18 protein-coding genes are annotated in these 18950 nt (G+C 55.0%); 5 read left to right on the forward strand and 13 right to left on the reverse strand.

Features of this window, described 5'->3' with window-relative positions; genetic code table 11:
• Nucleotides 1–113 precede the first annotated feature (113 nt).
• Complete coding sequence (locus tag WG929_RS07375) at nucleotides 114–1175, forward strand: AraC family transcriptional regulator (protein ID WP_416205525.1); 1062 nt, start codon at nucleotides 114–116, stop codon at nucleotides 1173–1175.
• Nucleotides 1176–1342: 167 nt separating this feature from the next.
• On the opposite strand, the gene WG929_RS07380 is transcribed toward WG929_RS07375, so the two are convergent.
• The 5 genes from WG929_RS07380 to WG929_RS07400 all read right to left on the reverse strand — a co-directional run bounded on the left by WG929_RS07380 (nucleotide 1343) and on the right by WG929_RS07400 (nucleotide 6242).
• Nucleotides 1343–1879, reverse strand: a complete 537-nt coding sequence (locus tag WG929_RS07380; protein ID WP_416205526.1) for a hypothetical protein — start codon at nucleotides 1877–1879, stop codon at nucleotides 1343–1345.
• Nucleotides 1880–1942: 63 nt separating this feature from the next.
• Entirely contained in the window at nucleotides 1943–2620 is a 678-nt protein-coding gene (locus WG929_RS07385; protein ID WP_416205527.1) for a class I SAM-dependent methyltransferase, read from the reverse strand.
• Nucleotides 2617–3762, reverse strand: a complete 1146-nt coding sequence (locus WG929_RS07390; protein ID WP_416205528.1) for a murein transglycosylase domain-containing protein — start codon at nucleotides 3760–3762, stop codon at nucleotides 2617–2619. Before WG929_RS07390 ends, WG929_RS07385 begins: the two co-directional genes overlap by 4 nt.
• Before the next feature lie 53 nt (nucleotides 3763–3815).
• Nucleotides 3816–5162 carry a DUF1329 domain-containing protein gene (locus WG929_RS07395; protein WP_416205529.1) on the reverse strand — a complete coding sequence of 449 codons (1347 nt, stop codon included), beginning with the start codon at nucleotides 5160–5162 and terminating at the stop codon, nucleotides 3816–3818.
• A gap of 225 nt (nucleotides 5163–5387) precedes the next feature.
• Complete coding sequence (locus WG929_RS07400; RefSeq protein WP_416205530.1) at nucleotides 5388–6242, reverse strand: TatD family hydrolase; 855 nt, start codon at nucleotides 6240–6242, stop codon at nucleotides 5388–5390.
• Between the two features lie 441 nt (nucleotides 6243–6683).
• Between WG929_RS07400 and WG929_RS07405 the strand changes: the two genes are divergently transcribed.
• The gene (locus tag WG929_RS07405; protein WP_416205531.1) at nucleotides 6684–7058 is read left to right on the forward strand and encodes a hypothetical protein; all 375 of its coding nucleotides are present in this window, start codon (nucleotides 6684–6686) and stop codon (nucleotides 7056–7058) included.
• Between the two features lie 15 nt (nucleotides 7059–7073).
• On the opposite strand, the gene WG929_RS07410 is transcribed toward WG929_RS07405, so the two are convergent.
• Both WG929_RS07410 and msrA read right to left on the reverse strand, forming a co-directional pair.
• Nucleotides 7074–7808 (reverse strand): ParA family protein, encoded by a 735-nt coding sequence (locus WG929_RS07410; protein ID WP_369856797.1) that lies wholly within the window; start codon nucleotides 7806–7808, stop codon nucleotides 7074–7076.
• A gap of 149 nt (nucleotides 7809–7957) precedes the next feature.
• On the reverse strand, nucleotides 7958–8608 hold the full coding sequence (gene msrA, locus WG929_RS07415) for a peptide-methionine (S)-S-oxide reductase MsrA (protein WP_369856796.1): 651 nt from the start codon (nucleotides 8606–8608) through the stop codon (nucleotides 7958–7960).
• Between the two features lie 58 nt (nucleotides 8609–8666).
• On the opposite strand from msrA, the gene WG929_RS07420 reads away from it, so the two are divergent.
• Both WG929_RS07420 and WG929_RS07425 read left to right on the forward strand, forming a co-directional pair.
• A complete protein-coding gene (locus WG929_RS07420) occupies nucleotides 8667–9410 on the forward strand; it encodes an MBL fold metallo-hydrolase (RefSeq protein WP_369856795.1) in 744 nt (247 codons plus the stop codon).
• A 65-nt stretch (nucleotides 9411–9475) separates the two neighbouring features.
• The gene (locus WG929_RS07425; protein ID WP_416205532.1) at nucleotides 9476–10159 is read left to right on the forward strand and encodes a class I SAM-dependent methyltransferase; all 684 of its coding nucleotides are present in this window, start codon (nucleotides 9476–9478) and stop codon (nucleotides 10157–10159) included.
• A 60-nt stretch (nucleotides 10160–10219) separates the two neighbouring features.
• Here the strand turns inward: WG929_RS07425 and WG929_RS07430 are convergent, their stop codons facing one another.
• Entirely contained in the window at nucleotides 10220–11986 is a 1767-nt protein-coding gene (locus WG929_RS07430; protein ID WP_416205533.1) for an alkaline phosphatase D family protein, read from the reverse strand.
• Nucleotides 11987–12160: 174 nt separating this feature from the next.
• Here WG929_RS07430 and WG929_RS07435 point away from each other — a divergent pair, with 174 nt between their 5' ends.
• Nucleotides 12161–14095, forward strand: coding sequence for a VacB/RNase II family 3'-5' exoribonuclease (locus WG929_RS07435; protein ID WP_416205534.1), 1935 nt, complete (start codon nucleotides 12161–12163; stop codon nucleotides 14093–14095).
• 98 nt (nucleotides 14096–14193) lie between these two features.
• Here WG929_RS07435 and ccmI read toward each other — a convergent pair whose 3' ends face one another.
• From ccmI to ccmE, 5 genes are read right to left on the reverse strand one after another with little or no spacing between them, the layout of a single operon-like run.
• A complete protein-coding gene (gene ccmI, locus WG929_RS07440; RefSeq protein ID WP_416205535.1) occupies nucleotides 14194–15399 on the reverse strand; it encodes a c-type cytochrome biogenesis protein CcmI in 1206 nt (401 codons plus the stop codon).
• Complete coding sequence (locus tag WG929_RS07445; protein ID WP_416205595.1) at nucleotides 15396–15908, reverse strand: cytochrome c-type biogenesis protein; 513 nt, start codon at nucleotides 15906–15908, stop codon at nucleotides 15396–15398. Before WG929_RS07445 ends, ccmI begins: the two co-directional genes overlap by 4 nt.
• On the reverse strand, nucleotides 15908–16429 hold the full coding sequence (locus tag WG929_RS07450) for a DsbE family thiol:disulfide interchange protein (RefSeq protein WP_416205536.1): 522 nt from the start codon (nucleotides 16427–16429) through the stop codon (nucleotides 15908–15910). The genes WG929_RS07445 and WG929_RS07450 overlap by 1 nt, the downstream gene beginning before the upstream one ends.
• Nucleotides 16426–18438 (reverse strand): heme lyase CcmF/NrfE family subunit, encoded by a 2013-nt coding sequence (locus WG929_RS07455; RefSeq protein WP_416205537.1) that lies wholly within the window; start codon nucleotides 18436–18438, stop codon nucleotides 16426–16428. The genes WG929_RS07450 and WG929_RS07455 overlap by 4 nt, the downstream gene beginning before the upstream one ends.
• Complete coding sequence (ccmE, locus tag WG929_RS07460; RefSeq protein ID WP_369856787.1) at nucleotides 18438–18950, reverse strand: cytochrome c maturation protein CcmE; 513 nt, start codon at nucleotides 18948–18950, stop codon at nucleotides 18438–18440. The genes WG929_RS07455 and ccmE overlap by 1 nt, the downstream gene beginning before the upstream one ends.

Below are 18950 nucleotides of genomic sequence, written 5' to 3' on the forward strand. Positions count from 1 at the left end.
AGGGTCTACCGTTCAATATCCGCTACTGATTAAAAAATACTCTTGGGGGCTGGTCTGAAAGCAGCGGTGGTGATACGTTGTCTGTAACAAAAATAACAACAATGACATTATTTATGAGTGCTTATCTTACTCCGACATTGACGTCGGCGGCGTTGCACCCCCTTTTTCAGCTCATGCGTGAGCGGGGATTGAGTCCTGACGAGCTTCCTGAGCTGGCTCAGGACTGGGGTAACAGCCAACATCAATTTCCTGTGCCTGTGTTTGATCGCATCATCGAACAGGCCGGTCAGTCCCTGAAAACGCCTGCTATTGGCGTCATGATGGGGAGCCGGTTGGATTGGCGACGATTTCGACTGCTAGCGTATTTGCTCAGTGAATGTCGCACCGGTCGCGATGCGCTGTCACAACTGCGGCGTTATTATCCGCTGATCAGCGACAGTCATCCCCCCGATGTATTTATTGGCCAACAGGCGGTCAAAGTCGTGTTTTATGTGAGCGATGGAACACCGCATGCGCGTCAAACCCGTGCCGAACTGGTTGCCGCTGGCATTCATGATGTCGGCTCCCGGCTGGGGAACGGGTTTTACAACATCACAGGCATTGGCTTTCAGCAGCCACCACCACAGTATCGGGAACAACTCGACCGCTACTTTGGGGTGCCTGTACGTTATGGCGAAAGCTGTAATTGGATCAGTTTCTCCAGCGACTATCTCGACAAGTCGATGAAAAAGGCCATGCCTTTCCTGGAAACCATGCTGGAAGGTGCTGAAGTGCCTTGGCGCTCGGAAGACACCGAACGCCCATTCAGTCGCAAGTTACGCCATATCCTTTATTACTGGCCGACCTGTCTGCCGATGACCAAGGAAGCTGTCGCCGATTTGTTGGGCACCAGCGCACGAACCCTGACCCGACGATTGCAGGAAGAAGGCAGCCAGTTTTCGGAATTGAGCAAACACTGCCGTCTGGTTCGGGCAGCCGCTGCGCTGAAGCGTACCAGCAAGGATGTGCAACAGTTGGCCAACGAGCTGGGATTTTCTGATCGCCGAGGTTTCGAACGGGCGTTCAAACAGTGGACAGGGCAAACACCGGCAGCCTTCCGGCGTCAGTGGCGCAATCAGGCCGTCGCTGCGGTCTCCAGCATGTCGGCGCTGGAATCGAATATGGGGTTTTACTGACCTGACGAAAACGTCGCTCTGACGCGCTCCGACACCCGGCTGGGTTTGTTTGCAGCCGGACTGTCGCTACAAGAGCGTCAGGGTGAATTAGAGTGCGTTACCGCTATGGTAGCTATGGTAGCTATGGTAGCTATGGTAACAGGCACTCACACTCAGATGCCGTTACGTTATTGCATTAACTGACGCAGTTCCGCCATACGGCCGCTCACCAGTGTCTTGTCGGCTGCATCAACCGCTTCCATTTCATCCATCATTTTCAACGTGCCCCGCATCATGGTTTCCATGGCATCCAGCTGTTCTGCTGGCATGCCACCGGCGTTGCGCATTTGTTGCAGCTGGGCCAGTTGTTGCTTTACTTGATCACGGCTGCCGCCCTGCTCACTCATTTCCACGGCCAGCATGCCCAGACTGACTTCGGTTGTTACCCTTGTCCATTGCTCCACACTGTCAAATCCGGCAGCGGATACCTTTCGACCAAACTCGCTGTAGAGGCCTGAGGTTTTCAGACTTTTGATACCGTCCTGAAACATCGCGGCCATGCCTTGTTCCATGGAAGCGCTGGTTTTTGGCATGGCATCTTCATGCTGATCCAGCCAGCCTTGTATCTGTGGCATGGAGTTAATCCACACATCCAGCTCTGTCGCAGTCAGGGCCCATGCCGGGGATGTTGCCAGCATGGCAACCAGTGTCATCACACGACGCATACAATAATCTCCGTTTATTTTTTCTGATAGCTGTTCTAAAGCCGCGAGATTATCACAGCCAGATCAAGGCGAGTGTGGCATGGCGTGGATTTCAATCAAAACCTGCTGATCAAAATCACCGATGGCCGGTAAGGTAGCAAATAGCCCGGAGTCCTGGGCTGCAGCCGCTGAAGACGGGAAGAAATGACGCAGGGCAGCAGCGGGTTCAGCCGTTAGCCCTGCCGAAATATTGGCCTGCAGCTCGGCTAACAGAGGGTGACTCGCCGGGTCGTAGAGCAGATCGCCCGCCAGAAACACATCAAAATCACCCCAGTCTCCGGCACGAACAACCTCGACGACCACGCCGTTCAGGCTGGCGTTGTGCTGTGCTGCCAGGGTCGCCAGCGGATCAATATCACAGACCCCCACCATACTCGCGCCTTGGCGAGCGGCCTGTAGCGCTGCAATACCTCCACCACAGCCGATATCCAGCACCCGTTTGCCTGCAACCCGGTACGGCTGTTGCACCAGAAAGGATGACATTGCCCTGCCCCCTGCCCAGGCAAATGCCCAGTAGGGCATGTAACGCCACAGGGCTGCAATCTCTGTAGCATCAAACAGCCGCTGTTCATTCACTGCCAGTAGCCAGAGGCGAATATCATGCTCCAGCGGCACCAGCGCCAGTCCGGCGTCAGCCCAGACTGCATGTTGTTGCAGACCCGCCAACAGCGCCTCTGGTGGCTGAGGATGAAGGGGATTCACGTCCCACCGCCGTAGCGTTGCTGTGCCGCTGAGACTTTTTTAAGGTAGTTACGCGATTCCTGGCTCGGATGACTCGACAGGATGGTGCGATAAACCTGATTGGCAGACATGGCGTTAATGCGGGCAATGGCTTTTTGACGATCGCGATGAAAGGTTTTCAACAGATTACCGGCACCGCCGTTATAGGATGCGATCATGCAGTAGAGCTGCTTTTGGGCATCCTGTATGCCGCGCAAATAGCGATCCCGTAAAATAGACAAATACGCTGTGCCGATATCAATGTTCTGCTCTGGACGAAAGAGCACATCACGACCGGGTCGACCACTGCGCTGATAGATTTTGTCATAGACATCCTGACCCGCCGTACGACTCATCACCTGCATCAAACCATAGGCCCCCACGGGAGAGACGGCAAAGGGGTTAAAACTGCTTTCGGTTTCAATAATGGCCAGAATCAGGGCAGCAGGAATGCCATAACGATTTGCTGCCTGATGCACCAGTTCACCGTACTGCTGTGCACTGACCTGACGAAATTGCCGAACCATGGGAATCGAAACCCAGTAGCGACTGCCCGTGTGTTGCAGCTGGTGCGCCACCAGATATTCGGCATAACGCCGGGCACGCCAGGGAAACTCGACCGATTTGCCTTCCTGATCTTGTACCTTGCCAGCCAGAAAGGGGGTTCCCGTCAGGCCGAAATCCGCTGCGGTCAGCAAGTCGACAGCAGCAGGATCGGCGGGGGTCAGCAAGGTGGCTTCAATGGCATGTCGCAGCGCTTGAAGCGGTGTGTGACTGCCGCGACTTTCGATATGAATCGTGCCCACATCAAAGTCGATGCGTACCTGGGTATGGAAATCGTCCAGGTATTTCACCAGCGAGCGAACGCCCGACACCGCCAGATCGTTACCCCAGACCTGGTTGGCCTGTTCCGGGAAAAACATGAATTCCAGAATGACGGACTGTACATCGTCCGACAGCTCGGCAAAATTATCCGGCAGCTCGGCATCCGCCAACACCAGCCCCCCCGTCAGGGAGAACCACAGCAACGGATAAAGCAACAGGTAACGGCGGCGTTGCCACTGTGGCAGCAGCAACCTGAGCACCAAACGGAACATCGGTGTGAGCAAAAAAAAGACAGCCAACGGAGCACATCCCTAAAGATCAGGCCGCAGTGTAGCGGCCTGTTATCAGCCTGTCAGCGTTTGGCCTGGCGGCGGACGGCATTGGTGGAAAAATCGTTTTCACTCAAACCGGTATCAAAGAAGCGGAAACTGCGTTCGCGTTCGTTATCCAGACCTTCGACATAATAACGCCCGGAGGGAAAATCATAGGTCACTTCCAGTGTAGTCATCATCATTTGCAGGTCGTAATAGTTGATCAGATGGCCTTCTGTCACCTGCACCAGTAACCCGTGATGATCGTATTCTTCGGCATACACAATCGACCAGGAGTCTTCATCCAGGTAATAGCGGCGCTTGCTGTAACGATGACTGAACCCTACCCGCAAAGTGGCTTCAATCACCCACACACGGTGCAGCTCGTAGCGCAACAAGGCCGGATTCAGATGGTGTTTTTGTAATATATCGTCCAGTCGCAGGTTCCCCTGATGCACCGGATAAGCATTGTAGGGAATATAGATTTCCTGTTTGCCGATCAATGTCCAGTCGTAATAATCCGGCGCACCGTTATACATATCGACCTGGTCAATGGTACGGAGTGACTGACTGTTCACATCCGGTGTGTCGTGCGCCAGATCTGGAGTACGACGCAAGCGCCGGGCACCCGGCGTATAAATCCAGGATTTACGGGGCGAGCGCATCTGATCCAGCGTTTCATGTACCAGCGTCAGGCTGCCCGCCTGGTGCGCTGGGGCCAAAGTCTCCCGCGTTAACAGAAACACCTTGTTATCCAGCGCCGATGGCTGGAGGCCAGACTCGCTGTATTTGAAGTAGTAGTTGTACTCCCGCAGGGTATCCATCCGCTGGCCCGACGCCGTTATCAGTGAGCTGACCGCTTCGTAGGATACCGTCTGGCCCCGAAATCTGAGCGTATGGTTCCAGAGCACTTCCAGTCCATTGGCGGGAATCGGAAAGGGCGAACTCATGACTGCGCCGGTGACACCCGAGCCATAAGGCAACAATTTGGCGGTAGCAGCGTTGGTTCTGATCGCCTCGTAAACATAATCCGGGTAAGACGCAGAACGATGACTCGGATACACATTCAGGTACATATCCGGAAACCGCATCAGCAGCTGGCGCTGTCCTGCGGTCAATTGCGCCTTATGTGCTTCCAGGTTACTGGCTTCAATACGAAATAAGGCCTGTTCTCCGGCATAAGGGTCAAGATGAAATCCGCTTTCCCAGGGGCCTTTATTTTGTGGCAAGCCCCCCGTCCAGGCCGGTATCGCTTTACCATTACCGGCACGCTCAGCACCCAATGGGGTTAAATCCTGCTGTAATCGTTCAATCTCGCTGGCAGGTAATTCCGCCCAGGACGACATTGCCGCGCTTATCATCAAAAAAGCAGCACTGATTATTTTCATGTCTTTTTGCCTACCCGGTGTTGCCGCAGTTGAATGTTCAACCACATAATTTTTATTGTTATCTCAACCGGGAAGAATAATGAGCGCGTTACCTGGGATCAATTTCACCTTACAAAAGGCAACAACTCTGGCTTGTTACCAAAAACAACAGCCAGGCTTTAATCATACTTTCGAGTGACATCCATTCCAGAATGTTCGGTATTGAAGGTCATTCTCAGCTTTCTGTTATATAGGATGGTCTGACAAGGGGAAGAATAGCTTGCGAATACTATCGGCCTGGCAGGCTTGCAGCGCTGCCGGAGTCAGCTGTTTGATCCGCGCCAGTGCCACCCCCACCAACGGCAGGAAAACGGGCGAGTTGCGCCGTGACGCCGCGATCGCGGGCGTCATATCCGGTGCATCGGTTTCCAGCAGCCAGGCTTCCAGCGGCAGCTGTTGAACCGTGCGACGCAAGCGGTGGGCATTAGGCCGCAGTAATAATCCTCCCAGACCCAGACAAAAACCCAGATCCAGGTATTGCCGCGCCTGCTGTTCACTGCCACTGAAGGCATGCACGACACCACCACCGTCAAACCGGGCCAGTCGCAACGCCTGGATAATCTCATCGTGCGCTCCCACGCCGTGCAGAATAACCGGCAGTTTGTGCTGTTGCGCCAACTGTATTTGCGCATCAAACAGCTGGCGCTGTTGCTGACGCACCGCCAGATCGACAGGGCGGCTAAAATGCAGGCCAAACTCCCCCACCGCGACACATTCTGACGTAGATAATACCTGCTCCAGCCAGTCGAGATCGGCCATACGGTGCCGCTCGCTAAAACAGGGATGTAACCCCAGTGCAAAAAACCATGGCTGCCCGGCGCAGAACGATGCCAGACGTTCGCCTTGCTCGCGGCAGACACCTGGCACAATCAAACCGGAGATACCCAGTGTTTCGCAGTGCTGCCATACCGCTCGCCGATCTGGATCAAATGCCGGAAAATCAAAATGACAGTGGGTATCAAACCAGCCTGGCGAAGATAATTTCTGACATGAACCGGGAAGCGAGCCTGAAAAAGAGTCACGGGGTGAATATTTTTTCATTTAAATTTGGTTTTTAAGAATAATTTAAAATAAAAACACGGAGAATAATTCGCAAATATCCCCACCAGCGACCATCCGCGCCCAGTGGACGGCGGGATATCGACACGGCAATACCATCACCAGCCAATTATCCATTCGTAAACAAACCGCCAACCGTCAAATTTCTGACAATATTTATAACGTCGACGGTCAGAAATCGACCCGCCCAACGTAATCCGCCACAGCGCAGCGGTAGCCACAATACGATATGGGCGTTAATTGCATCAATTTCCCTCCCAGCAAGAATAATGGCGTTCTTTTTGCAACTGATACAAGTGTCACAGAAATCAACCAATACCCCGTCATCACTGGCCAACGACCGTTCAAACAAACCAGTCAATAACGCCCAGTGTGCTATTCCTAAGGGTATACAACCTAACCAAAACGACAGGAGGGTGAGCGATGAAGCTTATGCCTCACGAGCTCAGAGACACCATTATTCGCCCAACACTGGACTATCTGGGCTGTTATACCGGCACTGCGGAAAACCTGCTGATTGCTCTGGCGCAAAAACAGGAACACAGCCAGGTCAATGCTTGCGAAGACTGCTCGCTGTATCCGCTGGATGCCGATATTCATCAGAAAGTCTGGGATCAATATCTTGCCTTTGATCCGGATCAGGCCAGCCTGATTCGTGGACTGGCTTCCCAGCGGCAATTTTTGGTTAATCCTCACAGCGAATTAAAAACCAACCTCTGTTATGCCACTGCCATCGCCTGGGCCGTTTTTATTGCCTATCCGCAGGTGCAAGCCAGCGACCTGAGCCAGAGCGCCTGAATCAGAGCACCTGGCTCAAAGTTTCAACTGCTCTTTTACTGCAGCCCACAACGCCCGGTAATTACGGGACAGGGGAACATGGGGCTGACAGACCACGATCGGACTGCGTAATTCCAGCATCCGCTCAGCACTGGCAGAGTGGCCGATAAACACGGGTAATAACTCGCGAATTTTTGGCGCTACTTCTGCAGCCCATTTGACGTGCGCACTCTTGCGACGATCAATCAGAGTCACAAAGGGCATCCACTGCTTGCTTTTGACCCAGTCGAGCTGTTGTTTGGACTGCTCGTAGGCCCGAATGGACAGCAACGAAGGTTCTATCGGTACCAGAATTTTATCCACGGCCTGCAAGACACCCTCAATCTGCGGCGACAGTACTGGCGGGCAATCAATCACCACCAGTTCATAGTCTTCTCCCAGCATGCTGATGGCATCGGTGGTCAAATCCCTGGCGGTACGCTTGTCGGCAACACTCTGGTGAAACTTGCGTAACGAGATATCAGCCGCCAGCACATCCAGACGATCGTACTGGGTCGGGTAAATATAGCGGCCAATGGGCTTGCCTTCACTCCAGACCTTGTCTTGCTTGCGATCCGGCTCAACCCCCAGTATCCAGGTCGCAGCCCCCTGGGGATCCAGATCCCAGAGCAGGGTACGAATGGAGTTACTGGCAGCCAATGCGGCCAGGTTGACGGCGGAGGTGGTTTTCCCCACCCCGCCTTTCAACTGAAATACAGCGATAGCGCGCACTAAACGGTCATCCCTTGGTAACATTGGCGACCAGTCTAACACGCGATTATTACGGATAATCCAACCAATACCATACCGCAACGGCCAGAGCCTAGGGACAGGGCGGTATTGGTCACGGCAGATCGCAGCTGGCGGAATGGATAGCGTGGTTATTTTTGCTCTGACACGGCGTCTGCGAAGACGACACCACAACCACCCAGCCCACAATACCCACCGGGATTTTTAGCCAGATATTGCTGGTGATAGCCTTCGGCCATGTAATAACGAATGCCCAGCAGTATCTCGGTAGTTATTTCGGGCATGCCTGCGGCAGTCAGGCACTGTTGGTATTGATCCCGACTCTGCTCCGCCAGCGCCATATCTTCCGCATTGGTCAGATAGATCCCTGAACGGTACTGGGTGCCAATATCGTTACCCTGGCGCATGCCCTGGCAAGGGTCATGTTTTTCCCAAAATACAGTGAGTAGTTGCGGTAATGACGTTTGCTGCGGGTCATACCAGATACGCACCAGCTCGTTGTGACCGGTTAAACCGCTGCAAACCTCTTCATAGCTGGCATTGGGCGTATGCCCGGCACCATAGCCGACCGAGGTGGAATACACTCCCGGCAATGACCAGAAAGCCCGCTCGGCTCCCCAGAAGCATCCCATCCCCACCATTAATTCAGCCAGATCCTCCGGGCATTCTCCGGCAATGTCATGGCCATTAACAAAATGATGGCTGGTGGTCGGTAAGGGTTCAGCACGGCCGGGCAGTGCTTCGGCCGCAGTAGGAATGGACATACGCTTTGGACGCCACATAATCAGTCTCCAGTAACAGTATCCGTATTCAGGCAGGGCTATTTTCTACAGGCATCCTATGACAACACATCCGAATCACCTATCCCTCTGTTTTCAGGGTGTCGGTAGCGGCGGGCATTTAGCCCTCGGCAGTGCCGCCGCTACCTTGGAACAACAGGGCCAGCCCTTGCTGTTGATCGATTGCGGGCCGGGCACACTGGCACAACTACAGCAACGCTATCAGGCTCTGCCAAGCGCTCTATTTATGACCCATGCCCATATGGATCATATCGCCGATCTGGAAATATTGACCGTACGGGCGCGACTGCAACAGCTTGCACCGATTCCCATGTTTGTACCACTCAGTGTGATACCGGTTTTGCATCAGCGGCTGGCCACCTATCCCGGCACCATGGCAGAGGGTGGGCATAATTTCTGGCAATCTTTCCAGTTGTTACCGGTAACCGACCAGTTTGAATACGCAGGCATGACATTTTGCTGCTATCCGACCCGGCATCATGCTCCCGGATCATCTTTCGCGCTGCATTTACCCGGACAATTTTTTTACAGCGGCGATACCCGACCGATTCCCGAGATTCTCAACCACCAGCTGAGCGGCAATGAAGTGGTCTTTCACGATTGCGGGTTAAGTGCCAATCCATCCCATACCGGCCTCGATGACCTCGACCGGGAGTACCCCGAGCCGCTGCGACAGCAATTGGTACTGTATCACTACGCCAATGCCGCCGCTGGCGAGCAACTGGCCGCCGCCGGTTATCGTGTTGCCAAACCCGGCGAATGTTTTGCGCTTGGAGGGGCCTGAATGAGTACGGGCATAAGTACTGGCATAAGTACTGGAATGGCTACTGGCATGAAGGATCGTCCCTGGTGAATCACGCTCATTCACTGCTTGACCAGCAACTGCAACAGATGCTGCCGGGCAGCTATGTCCGCCGCCAACATCTGGCTGCCTGTCCTGAACTGCAGCTGTGGCTGGTTGCGCCGGAATGCATCAATCGGCCCTTTTCTGCCGAGGAACAACAGCGCATCGCGGCTTACCCGGCCTATTGGGCAGTGTGCTGGCCAGGCGGCCTGGCCATGGCACGTTATATTCTGGATCACCCGCAGCTCGTCAGAAACAAGGCCGTTCTGGATCTCGGTTGTGGATCAGGGCTGGTGGCGATTGCGGCTGCTCGTGCCGGAGCCAAACGGGTGATTGCCTGCGACCTGGATCAGCAGGCGCTTGCGGCCTGTCGCGCCAATGCCGAATTAAACCAGACGAGGCAAAATAACAACGAGCTGGAATTCTGTACCAATTTCCACCGAACTGATGGTATTGATATCGTGCTCGCGGCCGATCTGCTGTACGACCACCACAACCACACCTTGCTGGACGAGTTTATGACGATCAGCCAGCAGGTCTGGCTGTCGGAATCGCGGGCAGCAGACATTCAGCACCCCGCCTTTGATCACATCGGCCAACACCACTATGCCACCGAACCCGACAGCGGACACCCTGATCCCTACGCAACGTCGTTGCTGTATTGCTCCAGACCGGGTGCCAAACAATAAAAAACACCCCGACATCTGTTGATATCAGGGTGTTTTTTAAGCAGCCATCCTTGATTCAAATCAGCTCAATGCGACATTTTCCAGAGTCAGCTCGCTACCCGCCATCACCTGCATACGCTTACGGGTGTTGGCGATATAGCTGGAGCTGGTGATGGAATCGACAAATACCCAGTCGCAGCTGGCTTTTTCTGGTGTAAACGTTACCAGCATAAAACCACGATTACCGGCATTCAGATACTTGAGGTCATCAATCAGAATGGTAATAGCGGACTCGAAAGAAGCCTGCAACGCCGCATCGCTACCAAACCCGGCATACACTTCCAGACCTGGCGACGTTACCGATGGGGTGGCAAATTCAACGCCGATGGCACTGTCACCCTGAGTCAACTGGCTGGCCCAGGCATTATGAGTGTCACCGGCCAGAGCAACCAGGTTAACGTCACGGGATTGACCCGCAATCTGCGCGTACAGTAGCTGGCGCGCCACTTCATAACCATCCCAGGCATCCAGATTGTAAGGCGCCGTGACTGCCAGTGCGGCGGCAACATCGGCATCAATATCCATACCCAGGCTCTGCATATACTTGGCCGTCGCATAGGTTTCCAGCATGGTCGCCAGCGCTTGCTGATCTTCAACCGTTGCCAGTGATGCCATAGCGGTCAGAATATCCGCTGGAATATACATGCGGCCCATCAACACTTGCTGACCCAGTACGTCCCAGGTGGCCCCCGAAGTCGCCAGACTATTACCAAACCAGGCCGATTGCTCATCCCCCAGCAAAACACGCGAGGTATCGGCCATCGCGGTCATAAACGCAGTAGTATCGAGGCCGCTGGCAGTCATGTAATTGGTATAATCCAGCTGCTTGCTACGGGCCAGAATACGGGTATCCAGCATATGCAGACGTACCAGGTCGCCAAAATCAAAGGCGCGGTAAATATGCGTATTATCTGACCCGGTACGGATTGGCAACCACTCATGATAGGCCTGCTCTGCCGCCGCACGACGATCGGCAAACGACCCTTCGGTCGTCTCGTCGTGATTTTCAGCGCCGTCCTTGTAGGCATCGTTGGCCAGTTCGTGGTCATCCCAGACGCAGATAAACGGCTTCGCCGCGTGCGCAGCCTGCAGGTTGGCATCAATATGGTATTGCGCATAACGCTGACGATATTGCGCCAGCGTTGTAATCTCTACCGATGGTTCCGGCTCACGGCCTTCGGCATCTTCGGTAGGGTATTCATTGGTGCCGTATTCATACAAATAGTCACCAAGGTGTACAACCGCATCGGCATCACTGTCGGCAATTTCTTGATAGACGTTAAACAGCCCGGCAGGAAAGTTGGCACACGAACATACTGCCAGCTTGACGCTGCTGACACTGCCTTCTGGCAAGGTTTTGGTCTTGCCTACGGTCGAGCTTTCGCCATCCTTGCCAGAGAACTGATAGTAGTAGCTGGTGCCCGCAGACAAACCGGTGACATCCACCTTGACGGTATAGTCGCGTGAGGCATCGGTATACACAGTGCCAGAGGCGACAACGTCGGTCATCGCCGCATCGGTCGCCAGGGTATAGCCCACTTCCGCTTCGGCATCCGCCGTCGCCGATTCATCTGGCGTAACACGCGTCCAGAGAATAACCGCATCCGCCAGCGGATCGCCCGACGCTACCCCATGACCGAATACAAACACTGTCAGGTTGCGGCTGGACTCATTGTCGTCATCATCGGCAAAACAACCGGTAATAACCGCAGGAACGCTCACCGCGCTGGCCGTACCAGCAACCGATTGCAAAAAACGACGACGACTCAAACTTGGCGTATGTGACATGCTCAGACCTCAGAATAAAAATTAAGGCGTGATCCGCCCCATTAGTGCCTTAAAACACCCATAGTCGTGAATCTTTGTTAAGAACTGAAGACAGCATGAATTTTCCCTACTGGCCTGTATGGCACGCGTCCATTAAACTCAACGACCTTTTTCACCGGCCGGGGCCAGATCGGAATGCTAGATAAGAATGCGTTGTCACAACTGCAATCTCTCAAACAGGAAATACACGACAGTGTTCCCAGGTTTGAGGGCAAGGTTCGGGCGACTGGCGGACGCTTCGGCTTCGTAGTCACGGACGATAACCAGCAGTTCTACATGTCACCGGAAGAAATGGAAAAGGTACTGCCGGGAGACAAGGTCGCTTTTCGTGTTGAGGAAGTCACCGAAAAGAAGACTCAAGCCATTGTCGAAAGTCTGATCAGTACCGAACTGAGCGATTTTTGCGGCACTTACATCGTCAAGGGCAAGGGTCACTTTATCCAGCCCGACCATCCAGCCTTGAACCGCTGGATTTTTGTGCCGCCCAAATCTCGCCAGAGCGCCGGAGATGGCATGCTGGTCAAGGGTCATCTTTCCCAACACCCTTACCCTGCGGGTCGCGCCCAGGCGGAAATTGATGCGGTGATTGGCAGTAGCCAGGATGCCGGTATCGAAGCCCGCTACATGTGTCAGAAATGGAATCTGGCCACTGAGTTCACCGAAGCCGAATTACAACAGGCCAATGAACTGGCTGCGGCAGGCATCGACAGCTTCACCGCCGGACGTGTCGATCTGACCGGGCTGCCACTGGTAACGATCGACTCTGCCAGCACCCGCGATCTGGACGACGCCCTCTGTGCGACCGTCACCGATAACGGCTGGACGCTGCACATCGCCATCGCCGATCCGGCTGCTGTTATTCAACCGGGCACGGCACTTGATCTGATGGCGCGTGACCGCACGACCTCAGCCTACTTTGCCAACCTGGTCATTCCCATGCTGCCAGCAGCGCTGTCCGAACAGCTGTGCTCCCTGCAACCTGAGGTTACCCGTCTGGCACTGGTTGCCGAAGTGGCCGTCAATCAGGAAGGCGAATCCACCCTGATCGGTTTGCAGCAAGCACACGTCAAAAGCCACGCCAAGCTCAGCTATCAGCAAGTCAGTGAATTTATCGCTGACGCGCACCAGGGTGACATCGACGCCGCCTTGCAACCGTCGCTGGCGGCATTAAAAGACTGTACCAGAGCACTCGCCAGCCAGCGCAAAACAGCCTGCCTGGTGATGGAAGACCGTCCCGATTATCGTCTGGTACTGGATGAAAATGGCAAGGTCAAAGACATCGTGCGGCAGGAACGCAACGACGCCCAACGCCTGGTCGAAGAATGCATGCTGGTGTGCAACCGTCTTTGTGCCGATTGGCTGCGCCAGCACGAGAGCGGCATTTTTATCGAACATGCCGGTATCCGTACCGAACGTATTGGCGATGTAACCAGTCTGCTCAAGGAACAGCTCGGGCTGGAAAAGAAACCCAAAATCAAATCGCTGGAAGATTACGTCAGCCTGATGAAACAGGCAGCGGCCTGTGACAGCGGACTGAACGTCAAGGACATCATCAGCCGCCAGCTTGAACGCAGCAACCTGACTCAGGAAGACAAACCCCACATGGGGCTGGGCTTCCCTCGCTACACCACCATGACGTCACCGTTACGCAAATACAACGATCTGCTGGTGCACCGCATGATCGCGGCGATTCTCACCGCACAGCCCGCCCCCGAAGTGGATGCGCTGGCGCTGGCAGCCATTCAGGACAAGCAAACCAAAGCCCGGATCGCTGCCAATCAGACCGATACCTGGCTGAAGCTGCAGTGGTTAAAAACCCTGCCAGCAGAAGCCCAGTTTGATGCGGTTATCCAGTACGCCACCGCCAACAACATCATGGTGCGTTTTGAAGACTCAGGGATTGAAGGGCAGATAGACCGCCGCAAGGTAAAAGGCAACTGGGCTTTTGACAGTAAAACCCTGTCGCACAGCAATGGCGAGCAGACGCTGGCCATTGGTCAGACGGTTCGGGTTAGTGTCTTGACACTGGAGCCGGATGCCCGCGAACTCAAGCTGGCCTTGCAGGAGTAACAACCATCCGTTGGGGACGACCCGCCGTGGTCGTCCCCAGCTCTCTCATCTCCAACTCTTTCTCTTTTTATCTCCAACTCTTTCATTTCCAACGTTACTCAGTTGACTCGGGTTTGAATGGTCAGCGTCTGAACGTCAGTATCACGATTACTGACCGGTGAGCGCTCGTCTTGCCAATCCCCCGGCTGCGCGGTCGGTTGCCCGGTGCGGGATACACGCGCAATCAGCGTCAGTTGGTCAAAACCGCTGATGGTCATACCCGGTGCCATCGCCTGGGCATCGGTAAGAGTCACCTGTGTTGGCAAATCCGCCACTGTCAGCCGCTGAACCGCCAGGGGCATTGGTGGGCCAGTCACTGCTTTGGCCAAGACAAACACCAGATCATCCGGTGCAACTGCAGCCCGCGCCTCAGCAGTGATGTCGACCGCGATGGTTAACCCGACCCGTTCCAGCCAGCTCAGATCAACCGTAATCTCCTGCGACTCCAGCTGTTCCGCAGCGCGATGAATTCCCTGCGCCAGCACCTGGGATTCCGGCCCTTCCGGCAAACCTTGCCACAATGCTTTCCAGTGGCTGATGGCGCGCTCATGCTTGCCCAGTTCAAACGCCAGAATACCGGCCATGCCCAGCGTCTGACGGCTTTGGGGGTTGAGCGTCAAGGCTTCATCCAGCAAGGCATAGGTGGACTCATCGGCTTGCTGATCGGCAGCAAAAAATTGCGCTTCGGCCATCAAGGTCAAGGTTGCCGCACGATCGGCGCTGGCATCGTCAGGCAAAGCATCAAGAATGCTGGCAAACGCCTCGGTAGCACGGCGATATTCGCCACTGGCACTGAGCAGACGTGCATTCAGATAGGCCCATTCCAAATGATCAGGATCATGCTGTGCTTCTGCCGCCAGTCGTTGTATCAACTCCTGCCGTTCCGGCATGGTCAACTCCACCTGCTCGCCCTTGTCCAGCAAGGCGCTGGCGCGCAAGGCATTGTCAGAACCCCAGAAGCTGTACAGCAGCATCGAACCCAGCAGCGCAATCACCGCCACGCTGCCCAGCATCAACCAGCTACCAGAGGTTTTGTCTGCGCTGCTTTGACGCGCATCGGCACTGGCCAGAAACTCACGATCCAGTTCCAGCTGTAATGCCGCCTGTTCGGCGTCGTTCAGGTCGCTGTTTTTTACTTCGTCGGTGCGTTCCTGATACAGCCGCAGGTTTTCTTCACTTTGCTGATTGGTTTCAGGTCGGAACCACACCGGGCGATACAGCAAGGCCACCAGTGGTAGCAACAGGATCAACAACATCCAGATCATGGGTTATTCGCCTTTTGGTCATTCGATGAATCCGCCGTCACTGCGGCTTTTAATTGTTCAAGACGCTGACGTTCTGCGTCCGTTAGTGGTGCCGGTGCCGGTGCCTTGCGCTGATTACGACGCATCTGTCTCAACACCAGCAGCCCCAATAAAAACACCAGCAACGGGCCGAACCAAAGCAGGTAGGTTTCAGCACGAACCGGAGGTTTGTAACGGACAAAATCGCCGTAGCGGGCCACCAGATAACCCACAATCTGGTCATCACTCTGACCTTCGTTCATCAGTTCATACACCTTCTCGCGCATATCTCCAGCTACCGGGGCATTGGAGTCTGCCAGATTCTGGTTCTGGCATTTGGGGCAACGTAATTCTTCGGCAAGATGCTGGAAGCGGGCAATATCGGCAGGGTCTTCAAACGGGTATTGGTAGCCATTAACAACGGCCTGAGCCGCTACGGCAGCAAGCAGCAGCAATAACCCTGTCAGCCAGTGGCGAAATGGGTAGCGCATCACGGCAGGCTCTCAAATTCAGGTTTCAGGGTGGCCCAGACTCGGGCATTAAGATCGCCCACATGGCGACCCCGAATAACCCCGCTGCCATCAATCAAAAAGGTTTCCGGTGCGCCATAAACCCCTAGCTCCAGACCCAGCTTGCCGTCGCTATCGGACAGGTTCCAGCGATAGGGGTTGCCGTAGGACGCCAGCCATTGCCTGGCCTTGTTGTCCTCGTCCTTGTAGTTAATACCAAAGATACGTACCCCTTCGGAGGCCAGCAGGTTAAGAAAGGAATGCTCAGCCTTGCAGGTTGGGCACCAGGTGGCCCAGACATTCACCAGCGCCCGCTTGCCCAGCAAATCCTTGCGACTAACCACTTCACCGGTTTCCAGCGAGATCATCTCAAACTCAGGGAACGGCTGGCCAACCAACGGCGACGGCAGAACCTCTTTGTCCTTACGGTCGATAGTGAGAAAAAACAACCCGGCCAAAATAGTAAAGCCCACCAACGGGACAAACAGAATAAACCGGTTCATACCGCCACCTCCGCTGTTGCCAACTGACTGGGTGCGGACGGATCCTGTACCAACCGTCGGGGCTGACGATAACGTTTATCGAACATGGCCATCAAGCCACCCAGCGCCATGAATATTGCTCCCAGCCAGACCCAGCGCATAAAGGGTTTGACCTGTAGCCGCATCCCCCAAGCACCGTTTTCCAGCGGTTCGCCCATCGACACGTATAAATCGCGGAACAGGCTGACGTCGATGGCGGCTTCAGTCATCACCGAGCCGCGCGCTGTGTAGCGCCGTTTTTCCGGCATCAGCTCACCAATCTGACGCTCACCGTCATAGACCCGGAAGCGAATGGCATCAGCCTGATAGTTAGGGCCACGAATCGGCCCAGCTTCGACAAATTCAAAGCGGTAGTCTCCCAGCGTGTGACTGTCGCCCGGTGCCATACGAACAGACACCTCCTGACTGTAATTGGCCACCATGGTCACCCCGACCACCGTGACCGCCACACCGATATGCGCCAGAATCATGCCGTTAAAACTGAGGCTCAGCGACGGAATACGTTGGAGTTGGCCACGGCATTTTTTCCAGACTTCAGCCAGACTGGCCAGCACCAGCCAAATCGCAATGCCCATCCCCAGCATTACCTTGCCATTCAATTCACCAGAAACAATCAAGGGTGTCGCCACTCCCAGTACCAGCGCCGCCAGCGCCGCCAGACCCAGTTCCCGCCCAAGGCGGCTGAACTGGTCCTTTTTCCAGCGTGAAATGGCACCAATACCGATAATCAGGGTTAACGCCACACTCACTGGCACAAACATAAAGTTAAACCAGCTCGCCCCCACCGATATCTTGCCCATACCAAGGAAATCGATCAGCAGTGGATACAGGGTGCCGAGCAGGATCGCAAAGGCAGCAACCAGCAATAACAGGTTGTTCATTAACAAAAAGCTTTCCCGCGACAACCACTCATAACGTCCCACCGACGCAACAGTCGGCGCTTTGAGCGCATAAATCAGCAGCGAGCCACCGACACAGATCCCCAGCAGCGCCAGCACAAACACACCCCGCTCCGGATCGGAAGCAAAGGCATGAACCGAGGTCAACACTCCGGAACGTACCAGGAAGGTGCCCAGCAGACTGAGCGAAAAGGCAAAGATCGCCAGTAGCACCGTCCAGCTTTTAAACAGTCCACGTTTTTCGGTGACTGCCAATGAGTGCATCAGAGCGGTTGTTACCAGCCAGGGCATCAGCGAGGCATTCTCAACCGGATCCCAGAACCACCAGCCGCCCCAGCCCAGTTCGTAGTAGGCCCACCAGCTGCCAAGCGCGATACCAATGGTCAGAAAAATCCACGCAGCGGTTGTCCAGGGACGCGACCAGCGGGCCCAGGCGGCATCCAGACGCCCCCCCAATAAAGCCGCAATGGCAAAGGCAAACACCACCGACAGGCCAACGTAGCCCATATACAAGGTGGGCGGGTGGACGATCAGACCAAAATCCTGCAACAGCGGATTCAGGTCACCGCCCTCAGAGGGAACCGACGGCAAGGTTCTGGCGAACGGGTTGGAGGTTTCCAATGTGAACAGAATAAAGCCGGTCGAGACCAGCCCCATGATGCCCAGCACCCGCGCCAGCATTTCCAGCGGTAACGAACGACTGAACAGCGCCACGGCGACGCCCCAGCAGCCCAGCAAGGTGACCCACAGCAATAACGACCCTTCGTGAGCACCCCATACCGCGCTGATCTTGAACGGCGTCGGCAAGGCAGTATTACTGTTGGTGGCCACATAAGTGACAGAAAAATCATCCACCACAAAACACCAGGCCAGCGTCACCAGACTGATCAGCAGAAACAGCGCCTGTGCCGCCGCCAGTGGCCGGGCATACGCCATCGCCAAGGTATTCCCGGCACGGACGCCCCACAGTGGCACCAGGGTTTGCAACACCGCCACCAGAAACGCCATGATCAACGCCAACTGGCCAAACTCCGGGATCGACGACAAGGTGCCGTAGGCTTCGGTAAACATCAGTACGCTCCGCCGGTTTTGATCGATTCAGAGATCGAATAAGACGCCGGTTTCGACGCCGCGTCCTGCAGCGCCTGTTTGCCTTCTTCGTGAGCCTGCTCCAGCGCATCCTTCACTTCGGGCGGCATGTAGTTTTCATCGTGTTTGGCCAGTACTTCGGATGCCTGGATAACGCCATGTTCATCCAGCTTGCCCAGCGCCACAATCCCCTGCCCTTCGCGGAACAGATCCGGCAGGATACCTTCATAATGAATCGGCACCGTCGCCGCACCATCGGTGACATTAAAAGTCACCGCCAGCCCCTGATCATCCCGTTGCAGGCTGCCCTTGACCACCAGGCCACCGGCACGAATGGTACGGCCGACCGGCACGTCACCACTGGCAATCTGGGTGGGTGTCTGGAACAGGTTGATATTCTGGCTGAGGGAGTACATCAACAACCCCACGGCAACACCAAACCCGATCACCAAAAACAGAATCAGCGTCAGCCGTTTCTTTCGTTGTGGATGCAT

It is taken from the genome of Oceanobacter antarcticus (assembly GCF_044962685.1).
GTDB lineage: Bacteria > Pseudomonadota > Gammaproteobacteria > Pseudomonadales > Oceanobacteraceae > Oceanobacter > Oceanobacter antarcticus.

Excerpts from the sequence above, each read along its gene's own strand:
- msrA (WP_369856796.1), bottom strand. The coding sequence starts at position 8,608 with ATGTGGCGTCCAAAGCGTATGTCCATTCCTACTGCGGCCGAAGCACTG.
- WG929_RS07455 (WP_416205537.1), bottom strand. The coding sequence starts at position 18,438 with ATGTTTACCGAAGCCTACGGCACCTTGTCGTCGATCCCGGAGTTTGGC.
- WG929_RS07405 (WP_416205531.1), top strand. The coding sequence starts at position 6,684 with ATGAAGCTTATGCCTCACGAGCTCAGAGACACCATTATTCGCCCAACA.
- ccmI (WP_416205535.1), bottom strand. The coding sequence starts at position 15,399 with ATGATCTGGATGTTGTTGATCCTGTTGCTACCACTGGTGGCCTTGCTG.
- WG929_RS07420 (WP_369856795.1), top strand. The coding sequence starts at position 8,667 with ATGACAACACATCCGAATCACCTATCCCTCTGTTTTCAGGGTGTCGGT.
- WG929_RS07400 (WP_416205530.1), bottom strand. The coding sequence starts at position 6,242 with ATGAAAAAATATTCACCCCGTGACTCTTTTTCAGGCTCGCTTCCCGGT.
- WG929_RS07395 (WP_416205529.1), bottom strand. The coding sequence starts at position 5,162 with ATGAAAATAATCAGTGCTGCTTTTTTGATGATAAGCGCGGCAATGTCG.
- WG929_RS07380 (WP_416205526.1), bottom strand. The coding sequence starts at position 1,879 with ATGCGTCGTGTGATGACACTGGTTGCCATGCTGGCAACATCCCCGGCA.
- WG929_RS07450 (WP_416205536.1), bottom strand. The coding sequence starts at position 16,429 with ATGAACCGGTTTATTCTGTTTGTCCCGTTGGTGGGCTTTACTATTTTG.
- WG929_RS07445 (WP_416205595.1), bottom strand. The coding sequence starts at position 15,908 with ATGCGCTACCCATTTCGCCACTGGCTGACAGGGTTATTGCTGCTGCTT.
- WG929_RS07375 (WP_416205525.1), top strand. The coding sequence starts at position 114 with ATGAGTGCTTATCTTACTCCGACATTGACGTCGGCGGCGTTGCACCCC.
- WG929_RS07430 (WP_416205533.1), bottom strand. The coding sequence starts at position 11,986 with ATGTCACATACGCCAAGTTTGAGTCGTCGTCGTTTTTTGCAATCGGTT.
- ccmE (WP_369856787.1), bottom strand. The coding sequence starts at position 18,950 with ATGCATCCACAACGAAAGAAACGGCTGACGCTGATTCTGTTTTTGGTG.
- WG929_RS07435 (WP_416205534.1), top strand. The coding sequence starts at position 12,161 with ATGCTAGATAAGAATGCGTTGTCACAACTGCAATCTCTCAAACAGGAA.